This window comes from Anaerococcus lactolyticus ATCC 51172 (assembly GCF_000156575.1).
GTDB lineage: Bacteria > Bacillota > Clostridia > Tissierellales > Peptoniphilaceae > Anaerococcus > Anaerococcus lactolyticus.
The window spans coordinates 52,189-66,630 of sequence record NZ_GG666044.1; the positions used below are offsets into that span (position 1 = coordinate 52,189).

Consider the following 14,442-nt stretch of genomic DNA (forward strand, 5'->3'; position numbering starts at 1 on the left):
AGGGTCATATGAGATTATATTTTCATCATTTGTCCATTGGGCTATGGCTTTCTCATCTTTTGTTAATGTGATAGTTTCGCCTGGTTGATATGTTCTTTCTCCAACCTTCCAACCAATAAACTTGGCATCTGCCTTTGTTATACCACTAGCTGAGGCTAGTTTTGTGCTTTCACCATGAGTTACCTTCTCATCATTAGGCTTAATTCCAGTACCACCATTGAGGTCATAGGTCAATGTAACTTTCTTTTTCTCAAATTTAGCTACAAATTCCTTATCACCTTTGATTGGTTTATTTTGATCTAAGTCTTCAACCCATTCTTTAAATGTATAATCTTTATCAGCTATGGTTGCTGGTACTGCAAGTTCTTTTTCTCCTGCTGTTTGGCCATCTGCTAAGACTTTTAGTTTTATATTAGCGTCTGGATTTACATAGTAGACTTTTTTATCTGCCTTTCCAAATAATTTACCATTTTCAGCTGTCCTAAAGGTTACTGTTACATAGCCGGCTGGCTTTTCTTGGTTTTCTTTGGTTTTTTCTACTATATCATCTGACTTATCAAAGTTAAATACAAATTCTGTTTTGTCAGCAAATGTGCCTTTTAATTTTTTGTCCGCTTCATTAGTCCAATTTTCTCCATTTACTATATAGCCTGTATTTGGGGTCTTTTTAATAGCTTTTGCAGTATCTGTCAAGTCGACTTCTACTTCTGGGCTTACGTAGTAGACAAAGTTTCCGGTTAGTGTTTGTTCAAATTTTCCACCTTCGCCTGGTTTGAAGGTTACTTTGACATAATTATCCATAGCATCTCTTGGTTTTGATCCATCAGAGTTTGCTGGGATTATGTTTTTGTGAACTTCTACTGGGATTATGACTGGGTTGTCATTTGTTCCTTCGGTTGAGCCGTCTTTGTATTTAATAGTTACTTTGGCTTCTGACTTACCAACTGTCTTTCCATCTGGTTTTGAAATTACTGTTATAGATTCAATTACCTTACCAGTTGGTGGTGTAATTTTTTCTTTTAATATATCTTCAGTTATCTCTTTGCCCTCAGGTGTGTCGAGCTTAGTTGTATCTGCTGGCTTAGTTGCACCAAATTCTTCATCGTATGCTGCTTCGATTACAGTTACCTTGTCTGTGTATTTGTTTTTAGCTAGGTCAATTTTTGTTGGTGGGTTTACAGCTGTTAAGGTGTTATCGTCTACACCAGTCTTAACCTTTTGCCATTCTTTGAATTTGTAAGTTACTTTCTTTTTACCAGCGTTTGGAACGTCAATTTCTTGGTTAGCCTTACCTGTTGGGGTTGCGACTATTATTTCTACATTCTTACTAGGGTTTACCCAGAAAGTTCTTTCAAAAACTTCAGTCGCCTTGTCTGTTGTCCTTACAATTACTTTGACAAAGGTGTCTGGCACGTCTGGCTTATCTTTTCCTTTTTCTTGCTCAACCACATCATCAGATTTCCTTGGGCTTATTACTGTTTCTTCTGTGAACATATGACGTTTTTCAAAGTCAAATTTACCATTTTCTGCCTTGTTTTCGTTTTGTTTAACTATATCAGCTGTCCAATTTATAAATGTTGAAGAGCCGTCTGGATTAACTTTTGGGATATTTACCCAAGCATTTGGATTGACGTAGTAGACCTTGTTGTCCTTGGCTGTCATGTCGCCTGTTGGAGCAACTGTGACTTTTACATAGTTACCTGTAATCTCTTTTAGGTCGCCTTCTTCTGCTTGGCTTAGGTATATAGGCTTATCTCCATTACCGTTTAGGGCTTCGTAGACGTTTTTGTAGACCTTGATTGGGATTTCAAGGTCCATGTCTTTTTTATTGCCCTTAAATTTGACTTTTGCCTTGACAGTCACTTTACGAACAACTTCTTTAGCATCTGCGTTGCCAGCTTCTTCTACTAATTTGAAAACTTGCTCATCACTTGTTAATTCATTTCCAGCTTCGTCGTATAGCTTTATTTCAGTTCCTTCTGGAAGAGCTTTTTTCTCACCATTTTTATAGTAAACTATTTTTTCCTTTAACTTTTCTATAGTTGGAGCAAAATCATTTGTCCAAGTATTGTTAGGGTCTTTGAAGGATTCTGTAGTTACTAATTCCTTAGCCACTACGTCTTCCCAATTAAAATAGGCAGTGAATACGTAATAATCTTTATCTTCCTTATCGATAGTGGTGTTTTCATTTAACAATTGTTTATTATCCCATTTCACAAACATCTTGCCACTATCTGGGGTGATGTAGTACTTGTCGGCTTCCTTTGTTTCTCCATCTTTTAATTCTTTTGGTACTGGAAGGTGGTCTGATTTTAGTCCCTTGATTACATCGTAATTAAGTTCTGTAATATCATTGCCCTTATCATCCTTACCAAAAGAGCCACCCTTGTCTGCCTTGAAGGTCACTCTTACATAACCATCTGGAACTGGGTCGTCTTTTGGCACTTCGATTATCCTTACGTCCTTATAATAGAAGAATATTTGGTCTAATCTTGTGCCGTTTATGCCCAAAAGTTCATTTGTTTCTTCATCTACATCAAAGAAGAGTTGCTGTTGTGGGTCGCTTGTTAGCTTCCAACCAGCGATTGGTCTGTAGTTTCTAGCATCGTAGTAGCGATTACCATTTGTAACAGGTTCTGGTTTTACAATCTGATAATCTTTAATAATGGATTCTAATTCTAATTTCTTAGCTTCTAATTTCTCTTTGTTCTTCTTGTTTGCTTCAAGGAGCTCATCTCCTGTTAATCCTTCAGTAGAAATAAGTTCCAAGCCTTTCAAGTCTTTAAGGAAGTTTTCAACTTTTTCCTTACCCCTTTCATCTATATAGTTGACCTTGTACTCACGTTGTCTAAATGGTCTATAGAAGAATTTGAAGACATTATTATCTTTTGCTTTAGGGTTATCTATCATTTGGCTTGGCTTGCCAGGGGCTGGAATCTTTTCTGGTTCTACCCTAAAGGTCTGGAAGTAGGAGTTGTTTAATTTTACTCTTCCATTGTATTCTTCGTACTCTGTTTTTAGTTTTTCAGGCAATTTTTTAAGTTCGTCATTAGTTGCTAGGATATATTGACCGTTTTTGTTATTAGCTGTTGCTGAAACTAGGTAGCCTGATCTCTGATCTTCGAGTGTGCCTTCCCCTTTCCTATCTAATTTAAAGTCCTTGTCCAAATAATAGTGATTGATAGCTACATCCACTCTTTGGTTTGGCACCCAAATTGCCTTTAGATATACTGGTGCTACAACGTCGTTACCGAAGGAGTATAATTCTGGAACCTTATAAGTTTCTCTGTAAGAGTTGTCTATTTCGTCTGTGTAATCACCTTTTGCATTTTTCTTATAGTGAACTACTTCCCAACCCATAAAGTCGTAGCCTTTTCTTGTAGGCTTCTTAGGTTCTACAAGTTTTTGCCTTTGAATAACTGTAAAGACTTGATTGTCTCCATCATTGGCTTCTTTTTTCGCATAGGTGTTTATTTCTTCTTGACCTATGTCACCTTCTTGAATCTTTTTGCGGCTTGTAGTTAAATTTTCTTCCTTAATATTTCTTAAATTTCCACCATTAGGGTCGAAAGTTACCTTCCACTTGTAGTCAGGTTCGCCCCATTTTGCGTATAGATTAAGTGGGTGAGTTGGCATTGTTTCTTTTGGATTTTCCCAAATAAGCTTATTTCCAGCAGGGTCTAGGGCCCAACCCTTAAATACCATTTGATCGGAAAGGTCATCCGGTCTCTTAACTTTTAACTTGCCATCTTTTGGATCTTTAAAGACAAGGTCAGTAAGGCCTAACTTTTTTAAATTTTCTGGATCATCCAATAAGTTTTTTGGGTCTTCTTTAAAATATTCTTTATCATCTCTATCTAGATTTGAATCTACCAAATCAGGGCTTAAAACCTTTAGTGGAAATTCGTAGAAGGTTTCTAATGAGTTAGTAGGCTTAAAATAACTATCATCTCTAGTTATTGATGGGTCGTAGTTGAACCTTAGTGGGTACTTGTTACGTTTGTAATGGAATTGAAGGTAGCCATTTTCTGTAAATGCTTGGCCACCTTCCTTTACGTCGTCCCATTCGTCGGAATCGCTAAAAAAGTGTTGTATAAAGTCCAGCTGGCCGATGGGAAGTTTGATTCCATTGTTGTTATAGTATGTCCCACAATTGTTTTGTGTGATTTCATCACGCTCATCGTTTAGTTCACCTATTCTATCTTCGTCAACACGTCCATCTTCCTCACTACCCTCTTTGATTACTGGCCATGCTTTCATAGGTTCATATCCATAAGGAGTAAAGCCTGTAACTAAAGGGTATTTGTGGCCATAGCCTGGTTCAGCCGTATCTGCCTTGGTTCTAACAAGGTCATAGCGTATTATGGTTTCGCCATCCTTAAAGCCGTCCATCCAAAAGTCCATGTGGTGAGGAATAGAAGGATGATCCTGTTTTATACCAAAGGAAAGGGTTGTAAAATCGAATCTATCTAGATCGATTTTTGTGCCATCGCCCTTGTCTATATGTTTAGTATAGCCGCCCCATTTAGTGTAGTTTTCCATGTCTAGGAACTCTTCTGCATTTAGCCTATAAGGTGGTGTGTCTAAATGACGTGGAAAATTCGGTTCAGCGTAGTTTGGTCCCCAGCCAAAGCTTTGGTAGCCAGGTGTGAAGCCCTTGGTTTGCTTGGCGTCATTTGGCCACTTATACATCATCTCATTGAATCTTGCCTTGTAGTGGTATGGATTGCCAGGTCCGCCCTTCATTACTGCCTCTCCCTTTGCAGGGTCCCATCCCCAAATCTCTGGGTAGATGGTGTTTTTTTTAGGTTGTGCATTGGACTTAGTGAAGTAGAGGTCGTAGACTTGTCTGTCGTAGTAGATGTTGTAGACTGTTTTGCCTGTTGGAGATACAGTCTTTGTCATAGTAGGTGCGTTAGGGTCTTTGTTTTGCTCATCTGTCAAATCTTTGTTGTAGACAAAGAACTTGTTTAGATAAAGATTATGGTTACGATTAAATTTTTCGCCGGCCCATATCTTATTTAGACGAGCTTGGTCTAGGTCTGGGAATTTTAATCCCTTTACAGGTTCCTCATCTAAGTTTGGTGTAAATCCTTTATCAGCATCTTTATAAACACGGGTACTCATGTAGTCGTACTTATTCATGATAGAAGCATTATCTGCATGGTCTGATTTTTCTACCCAAAATTGAACAGCGTAGTCTGCTTTTTCCTTGTCCTTCCATACGGCTGTGAAGGTAACTTTGCTAGCAGGCATCTCTAGTTTGACTGTATCACTTGATTTTTTACTTATTTGCTTTTTATCAGAATCTAACACAAATTCATCTTGTGATTTTTTTTCGTAGATAGTATTATTGAGGTCAACTAGGGCGTTGCCTGCACTATCTTTAATTATTTCACCTACTTTAAATGTTTTTTCACTATCATTTATTGTTCCCTTTATGTCAACAGATGGCTTCCAACCTAGGAAGAGACTTCCTAACTTTGTAGGTATGCTATCGATTTTTGGAATGAACTGTTGGTAGTAGAGGGTACGATTTGGAAGTGGTGTGCCCTCCGCAGTGTCATAGTTAACATCAAAGTGGGCACGGTTATAACGGTATTCTAGAACAAAGTCCTTAGAATCGTCTGGTACTTGCATAGGTAAAAACCCAGCTTCAGGAACAAAGCCTTTGATATCTATATCTCCTAGACCCTTTTCTTGATTTGTAAGAGGTTGGACTTCTAAGATTGAACCGGTACTTCCTTCTTGGAGATTTGTAAGCTCATGTTCATCTATTACTTTTTTTGATTTTCCTTTTTCTACACTATTATCAGGATTTGTTATGGTTCCAGTTTCGGAATTTGCATCATAGGTTGTAATAGTGCCGTCAGGATTGGTGTACTTATTAAAATCCCCAAGGTCAGTTTGAAATATATGCTTAACTTTTATCTTGTTAGGTATAGATGTGTAGTGATGTTTTTTTCCGCCTCATATCTAATGCCAGTGTCTGCGTCACCAGATTTTGTTCCACCTTTAGCTAAGTCTTTAATATGATCATAGGTATAGGTAAAATCGTCCTGAGGCTTCTTATAACCAGGAAAATTTGGAAGGTCGATTGTTTTATTAACCTTAGCTTGTTCCTCAGGACTTGCCTTTTCACCCACACTTGCTATGTATGGCTGGTAGTTTATTTCATCGCTTTGACCCCTTTTTACCATATAGTCGGTACGTAGGGTGTAAATTTTTGGCAAGGCTGTTTTTTTAACAAAATCACCAGCATTGTCTGTCTTTGCTGGTACTACAGGCAAAGAGTTATTATTAGTATTATTAACAATCTCCGCTTGCGAGCTATTATGTGTCAAGCCACTTGCAAAGGCCGGGGCGATATTTGATGCCATCATTGTTGTGGCTATCACTAGGGCCATTAGCTTCCTTAATTTCTTCATCTTCTTCTCCTAACTTTCACTGTTGTTTTTATATATAGTTTATTAATTTCAAATTTCATTATATCATCTTTTATTATACACCAAACTATGTAAAATATAAACGTTAATCGTCAATTGTTTGCAAATTTTTACAAATCAATTTAATATTTCTTATTTTTTCCAAAAAAATTTAAAAGTGATATTTCCCCTGCACATTGTATAATAAATCCGAGGTGTATTATGATTAAATATTTAAAAGAGCAAGGCATCGACGAGAGATTGATTGCCCAATTAGAAAAATATAGACAAGAAAACGGACTTGATAACAACGACAGGATAATAAAACCTGAGTACAAATACTATGGAAAAGATGTATTGGAACAGGCGATTGCAGCCCTCCTTGCAGGCAAAAATATCCTCCTTACAGGGGCAAAAGCTACTGGCAAAAACGTCCTTGCCTCAAACCTTTCCTATCTTTTCAAAAGACCAACTTACAATGTTTCCTTCCATGTCAATACTGACTTTGCTTCCCTAATAGGAGCTGACACTTTCAAAAATGGAGAGGTGACTTTTAGGAAGGGGCCTATATATGAGGCAGCAATTAAGGGTGGTTTTGCCATCTTGGATGAGATTAACATGGCAAAAAACGAGGCAATTTCTGTCCTCCACGCATCACTTGACCACAGGAGAATTATCGACATATCTGGTTTTGACAAAATAAGTCTTGATCCCAATACCAGGTTTATTGGAACTATGAACTATGGCTACGTTGGCACTCGTGAGCTTAACGAAGCTCTTGCTTCGAGGTTTATGATTATAAATGTGCCAAATATTACCAAGGCCAACTTGGACCTTCTTCTCAGGGATAATTTCCCAAGTCTTAAGGAAAAATACAGATTGGCTTTGATTGATATGTTTATCTCCCTTCAGTTAAAGAGCGAAAACAACGAAATTTCTACCAAGGCTGTGGACCTCAGGGGTCTAATAGGAGCTATTGAAACTATGAAAATAGGTCTCAATCCTTTTGATGCTATCAAGATGGGATTAGTTAATAAGTCTTTTGACAAATTTGAAAGGGACTTGGTCCTTGATTTGATAAAGACAAAAATTCCTGAAAAAATAGACGAGAGTGTCTTTGATGAGTGAGAATTTTGACAAGATAAGACAGTACAATATAATCTGGGACTTTGCAGAAAAATATGACTTTTTGCCACAAAAATCCTATCCTATGGATGAAGTCTACAAAAATATGACTAGGGGATTTATAATCAAGACCTTTGATTTTAAGGTTTTAGACTCGTATTTTGATTACCTAAGGGCTGAAAGTCCATTTTTTTCAGAATTTTCCTTCATAACCAATCTCTTGATGGAAGATATTGCCTACAAGAGTCTTGCCAAGAACAATCTCGTAATAGAGTCTTTGAGAAAAGATTTTGCGAGGAAAGCTCTAAGAAAATACAATTTTCACGAAGCAGATAACCTCAATGAGCAAATCGAAAAAGCCTACTACGGGAAAATTTTGGATAAGCCAATCACAGAAGGTCCATTTTTTAGGACAATTTATAGGGATATTTTTAAAATTTACGAGCTTGATACAGCAAGGCTCATCGAAAAATTAAACGAAGTCTTTAAGACCTATTTCCGTTTTGAAAAGTCTAAGGAAAATGAATCCCTCCTTAAGGAGATGATCAAGGATAAGAAGCCCAAGGATTTTAAAAATAACAAGAAGGACGCCAAGGACTTTGATTTTTCAGATGACTTTATCAAGGACCAGTTTAACATTGGGTCGGCAGAGTTTACGGGAAATATTTATCTTGAAGAAAAAAACAAGGACATGGATAGGCACCTTATCCTCTTAAATCTCGATAAGGAAGGCTACCATGGTAGTGACGAATTTATAGAAGATTTTTATGGCAAGTCTGTATTTCCTGAAATGAGGGTCAGATCTCTCGAGAAAAAACTCGCAACAGGTGTCCATGCCGGAAAATTTTTATATTTTACCAAGGGAGTTTACACCGATAGCCCAAATGCCAAGTTTTATAAGAAGAACAGGGATGAGGTTTTTTCTAAAAACAAGGATTATATAGAAAAAAATCTCGCCATAAACAACCGTTCCATCAAGGAACTCGCCCAAACAATAAAAAATTCCATAGCCAACTACGAGGACTTTGCCGATGTCAGCAAGGCCTACGGGATTGTGGATTCTACAAAGGCTTGGAAGGCAAGTGTCTTAAAAGATTTCAATATTTTTGATAATGTAGAAAATGACGACGTTTCAACTTTCAAGGTTGACTTGCTTTTGGATTCTTCGGCGAGTCAAAGAAACAGGCAGGAGGTCATCGCCAACCAAGCCTACATCATAGAAAATGCAATGGATGAAGTCGGTATTCCTATAAGGGTCATGTCTTTTTCGACCCTTCGTGACCACACTGTATTCAATCTCTTTAGGGACTACAACGAAAAACACAACAACAAGGAAATTTTCAAATACTTTGCCTCTGGCTCAAACAGGGACGGACTCGCCTTTAAGGTTTTAAATGAATTGATAGATAAGACTAAGGATAATGAAAAACACATAGTGATTATCCTCTCTGACGGCAGACCAAATGACGAGAAGGCCAATATTAATACTGTAAAACTCCTCGAAAAAGAGCAGTATGTAGGCGATGTAGCTGTGTATGACACTGCCAAGGAGATTAGAAATATAAAAAACGAAGAGGTATCTGTTCTTGGCGTTTTTACTGGTGAAGACGAAGATATAGAAAATGGAAAACTGATTTATGGGACAGATTTTTGTAGGATAACCAGCCTTGAAAATTTCTCCAAAATAGTTTCAATTTTTATGAAAAATACTATTATGAAAATATAAAAAGATGGCATACTTAAGCCAAAAGCTTAAGATCCATCTTTTTTAGTACCTATTTTTTCTTTTTCTCCTTGCCACCCTCTTTGGGTCTTGGTTTTTTTCAAAAAACTTGTGGTAGAATTGGTTGACAAGGTCCATTACTTCTGGAATTCTTACTAGCAAGATAACTACTAAGTAAACAAAGCCTGCCACAAGGATTGCCCCGAAGATAGCAAGCAGGTGAGAAATTTTACCAGCAAGCATGGTGTAGGTTAGGTTTGCCAAGTAGGCCATAAGTCCTGTTGCGACAATGATTTTGCCTAGGGAAAGAAGGGTTTGCCTTAAGTTAAAGGAACCGAAGTTTGCCCTAAATTTGTAAAGCATCATCATTGATCCAAGGGCTGTTGAGACTACTGTAGCATAGGCAAGGCCTTGGATGTCGAAAATTTTTATCAAAACAAAGTTTAAAATAACATTTAAAACTTGCTGGATTACTACAATTATTACAGGAGTCTTGCTATCGCCAACTGCATAAAATCCCCTGTCCACAACATCTGATAGGGATTGAAAGATGATATAAGGTGCGTAAGCTGAGAGCAGACTAGCTACTATGATTGTATCATCACTTGTGAAAGCATTTCTCTGGAAAATCAACTCGATTATAGGTGCTGACAAAACGGTCATGCCTATTGTGGCAGGGATTACCAGACTCATGGTTGTGACTACTGCAGATGAGATTGATGCCTTCATTTCTTTGATTTGCCCAGATTGACCAAGGGAGGCTATCTTTGGGAAAATCGCTGTTGTAACAGAAACTGTGATTACGCCTGTGATTAGGGTAAGCATAGTTTTTGAATAAAATAATTTTGAAATGGCTGCCTTTCCAAAAAAGTAGGATGCCATAGAGTTATCTGCTATTATAGAAAGTTCTCCAGCGGCTGATGAAATAATTATTGGCACTGCCACAATCATCAGGTTTTTGACATACTTGTTGTGGATGTCTATAATTTTTTTATGCTCAAAACCCGCCTGCCTTACTGCTTTTGGAAATAATATATATTGCAAAACATTTCCCAAAAGTGCTCCAACTATGAGCAAGTAGGAGTTGCCAGTTATGCCTGTAAGGACTGTGAAAATGATGATTACTATGTTCATCAAAATTCCTGTGATGGCTGGGTCAAAGAAATTGCCCTTGAGGTTTAAATATCCCCTAAAGATTGCAGAATACAAGTAGGCAAAGACCGCAAACATCATTATCCTAGTGAAATTTGTCGCCAGGTCTAGCCACTTGCCCTCAAGGTCCGGGCTAAGGATTTTTGAAAATGGTCTTGCAAAAATTATCCCAAAGATTACTGCGAAAAGAGCAAAGCGCATCAAAATATTAAAGACATTTGATGTAAATTCTTCTGCAGCTTCGATGCCCTCTTCATTTTTTGCCTTGTTATATATAGGGATGAAACCCGAAATAATACCCATTGCCACGAAGTTCGATACCACTACTGGGAGGGTATTTGCTGTTGTATATACACTTTTTAAATCACCTGCTCCGATGTAAGATGCCATCACAGCTTCTCTGGCAAAGCCAAAGACCTTGGATATGATGGTTATTATCATGAGCATAAATGTAGTTTGTCCCATAAAACCTCTCTTTATGTCTTATTTTACTATTATATCATTTTGGTAATCAAAGACAAATTTAAGGCTTTAGGAATTTTTCCTTCCCTTGACCAAAATTTTCTCATCAGCTATGGAAAGGCTTGATAGAGAGTGGCTTACAAGGAGGACTGTCTTATCTTCGGCTTCTTCTTTGATTGATTTTAGGATACTCGCTTCATTAAGAATATCAAGGTTGCTGGTTGGTTCGTCAAAAAGCATGAGGTCTGAATCGTGGAGGAAGGCTCTTGCTATGCCTATTCTCTGTCTTTCACCTGCTGATAAGGTCGAACCCAGTTCCCCTGCCCTAGTTTCATATCCGTCTGCCAGAGATGAGATAAAGTCGTGGATTGAAGCTTTTTTGGCAGCCTTTATTATCTCTTCATCACTTGCGTCAAGTTTTGCAAGTCTGATATTGTCTTTTAGGCTAGTATTAAAAATATAGGTGTCTTGGGCGAGGAGACTTTGCATTTTTCTTAATCTTTTGCTAGGAATTTCCTTTATATTTTCATTATTAATAGTAATTGCTCCCTGGTCTACATCCCAAAATCTCATAAGGAGCCTTAGGAGGGTTGATTTTCCAGACCCACTTTTGCCATAAAGGCCAAAAATTTTGCCCTTATTAATTTCCAAAGAAAAGTCTTCGAGGATTTTTTCTTCGCCATAGGCAAAGGAAATATTAGATATTTTTGCAGATTCGAATGCTTCTTTTTCGTCATCACCTAGTACTTCTTCTACCATCGGATCTTCTTCCAAGAGGTCTAGAACCCTGTCCCCACTTGCAAGGGTGTGGGATAGAATGTTGCCAAGGTTTGATAGGGCAACGAAAGGACCAAAGCTTGAAAACATGGCTATAGTAGGGATAATAAAGCCCCTTAGGTCAATGATGTTGTTTTGGTAGAGCATAAGTGATAAAAAGAGCATGGCAAAGGAAAATCCTAGGATTAAACCACCAATGAGGACTTCCGAGCCTGCCTTTATCTGGTCTAGGTTGTTGGCAGTTGCTCTTAGCTTTCTAGATTTTTTTCTAAGGATGAAAACTTGTCTTTCTCTTAGGTCAAATTGCTTGACCTCTTCCATATTTCTGATAGTTTCAAGGACAAAGGAGTTTAAATCTCCTGTTTTATTCCTTAGGTCAAGACCAAGACTTGAATTTTTCCTACTAATTATAAGGGGAGCTAGGATGCCAAGGCTAGCATAGGCAAAAAACGCCAAGATAGCTTGGTAGATAGAAAAGCTTCCCATGAAAATTTCCATAAAAACCAAATAGGTAATCGCTATACCAATTGGTGAAATTGTGTGAGCATAGAAAACCTCGAGGAGTTCTATGTCTGATGTGATTAGGCTTATGAGGTTGCCCTTGTCCTTGCCAGCAAGTTTTGCCGGAGCTAGACTTCTCATTTTTTTAAAGACAAGGTGTCTGATTTTCGCCAAAATTTTAAAGGCTAGGTAGTGGTTGGCGTATTGCTCAATGTAGTGGAAAATCCCCCTAAGGACTGCAAGAGCAATCATGATCTTGATTATTAATAAGGTTTTTCCATCATTGGCATAGTTTGACAAAATTCCATAGCCTGCAAGGATGGTGACAAAACTTGCGCAAAGGTGGCCGAGACTGCCGATAAAAATGGCTAGGACCATGACAGGTTTGAGTTCGCCAACCAGACCTATCATATTTTTCATGATGGCAAAGCCAGATCTTCTATTTTTCATATCCTACCCCCTTTGCATAAGAACAAAGCTCTTCTTGCTTGTCAAAAATATTTTTATAAGCCTCGCATTTTTCATATAAGTAGGCGTGGCTGCCTGAATCTTGGATTTTTCCGTTCTCTAGGAAGTAAATCCTATCGCTATTAACTAAATTTATTAGCTTGTGGGAAATAATTAAAACTGCCTTTTCTTTGGCAAGTTTTTGGATTATTTCCATTATTTGTGCCTCATTTGGCCCATCAATATTGCTGGTTGCCTCATCAAAAATATACAAAAGCCCATCGAACAAAAATGCCCTGGCAAGGACTAGCCTTTGTCTTTGACCACCAGATATATTCGAAGCATTTTCCAAAATTTCTGTATCAAGTCCATCTTCGCCCATAAAAAAGTCGTAAAGATTAACCTTCTTTAGGGCATCAAGCATTTTTTCGTCAGTAATATCCTTGCCTGCTATTTTCAAATTTTCTCTAAGACTTCCCTTGAAGAGTCTACCATCAAAATCTACATTTATTATATTTTTGTTAAGGCTTACCGGGTCATAGGTATTTTTTTCAAGGCCATTTATTAAAATTTTTCCTTCATAAGTAAGGCCTGGATTTTTAATTAGCTTGGCGATAGTTGACTTGCCTGACCCACTTAGACCAACAAGGCTTATTAGGTTGCCAGTTTTTATTTCAAGGTCAATGCCATCAAGAATTTGCCTATCTCCATCATAGGAAAAGCCTAGCTGGTCAAAGTTAATTTGAATATTTTCTCCACCTAGAGTTTCTCCACCTAAGTTCCTATCATAGCTATCAATTAGGACCATTAATTTGTTTGAGGCCGCTATTCCATTCATGGCTATGTGAAAATATGAACCAAGAAGCCTTAGAGGAAGGAAAAATTCAGCTGCTAATAGACTGATAAAGACAAGACCAAAGATATTTATATCCCTTTGGCTAAATTCCATCAGAGCTACCCCGATGCCTGCGGCAGCTCCACCGTAGGCAATAATATCCATCACAGAAGTAGAATTTAATTGCATAACCAAAACTCTCATAGTCGCTTTTCTGAATTTTTCTGCAAAACTATCCATCAAATCTTGCCTATAAGAGTCTGCTCCATAGGATTTTAATTCATTTAAGCCTTCTAAGTTTTCTAGAAAAATATCAGCCAAGCTCATGTAGGATGTCCAGTAGGAACCCAAAAGTTTCTTGGCGATTTTTTGAATTAAAATTATGGAGACCGGTATAAGTGGCAAGCAAATTAGGAGAGTGATGGCTGCATTTATACTTATGTAAGCAATTAAGGCAAAAAGTATGAGGGCAGATGTTAGTGAATAATAAAGTTGTGGAAGATATGATGTAAAATAAATCTCCAACTGGTCTACTCCCTCAACAGCCAATTGTAAAATAGCTGATGTTGGGAGCTTTTCCTCAAAGCCTATCCTATCATCCATAAGCTTTGCAAAAATAATTCTCCTCATTTTTTCCTTGATGAATTTTGTAGAAGAAAAGGAAATCCTAGTTACCATGTATTGGCAAAAAAGTTTGATAGACAAAAATAAAAGTCCGTAGATGACAATTCTCACTAGGGAGATTTCTCCTATTTTTTGGCCGAAAACCTTTGAAATCACCTCTCCAAAGATGCATACTATGCCTATTTGCATAAAAAGAGCTAGGTACCTAAAAAATAAATTTAGGTATAAGTATTTTTTTGATCCCTGTAGGATTGCTACAAGTTTTTTATTAACCATAAACCACCTCGTCTAATAATCTCTATTGATTTCATTTTATCATAGGAAATAAAACCACGCAATTGATTTCAGTATCAGATTTTAACCAAAGTATT

At 37.5% G+C, this 14,442-nt stretch carries 5 protein-coding genes and 1 pseudogene; 2 read left to right on the forward strand and 4 right to left on the reverse strand.

What is annotated here, in order from left to right; genetic code table 11:
* Positions 1-3 precede the first annotated feature (3 nt).
* A pseudogene (locus tag HMPREF0072_RS12275) lies at positions 4-6,428 on the reverse strand (InlB B-repeat-containing protein); the annotation flags it as partial.
* 219 nt (positions 6,429-6,647) lie between these two features.
* Here HMPREF0072_RS12275 and HMPREF0072_RS00200 point away from each other — a divergent pair.
* Both HMPREF0072_RS00200 and HMPREF0072_RS00205 read left to right on the forward strand, forming a co-directional pair.
* A complete protein-coding gene (locus HMPREF0072_RS00200; protein WP_004826577.1) occupies positions 6,648-7,553 on the forward strand; it encodes an AAA family ATPase in 906 nt (301 codons plus the stop codon).
* Positions 7,546-9,276, forward strand: coding sequence for a VWA domain-containing protein (locus HMPREF0072_RS00205; RefSeq protein ID WP_004826580.1), 1,731 nt, complete (start codon positions 7,546-7,548; stop codon positions 9,274-9,276). Before HMPREF0072_RS00200 ends, HMPREF0072_RS00205 begins: the two co-directional genes overlap by 8 nt.
* A 42-nt stretch (positions 9,277-9,318) precedes the next feature.
* Here HMPREF0072_RS00205 and murJ read toward each other — a convergent pair whose 3' ends face one another.
* From murJ to HMPREF0072_RS00220, 3 genes are all read right to left on the reverse strand, one after another.
* Positions 9,319-10,890, reverse strand: coding sequence for a murein biosynthesis integral membrane protein MurJ (murJ, locus tag HMPREF0072_RS00210; protein WP_004826582.1), 1,572 nt, complete (start codon positions 10,888-10,890; stop codon positions 9,319-9,321).
* Positions 10,891-10,956: 66 nt separating this feature from the next.
* Positions 10,957-12,615, reverse strand: a complete 1,659-nt coding sequence (locus tag HMPREF0072_RS00215) for an amino acid ABC transporter ATP-binding/permease protein (RefSeq protein ID WP_004826585.1) — start codon at positions 12,613-12,615, stop codon at positions 10,957-10,959.
* Positions 12,605-14,347 (reverse strand): ABC transporter ATP-binding protein/permease, encoded by a 1,743-nt coding sequence (locus HMPREF0072_RS00220; RefSeq protein WP_004826586.1) that lies wholly within the window; start codon positions 14,345-14,347, stop codon positions 12,605-12,607. Before HMPREF0072_RS00220 ends, HMPREF0072_RS00215 begins: the two co-directional genes overlap by 11 nt.
* Between the last annotated feature and the right edge of the window lie 95 nt (positions 14,348-14,442).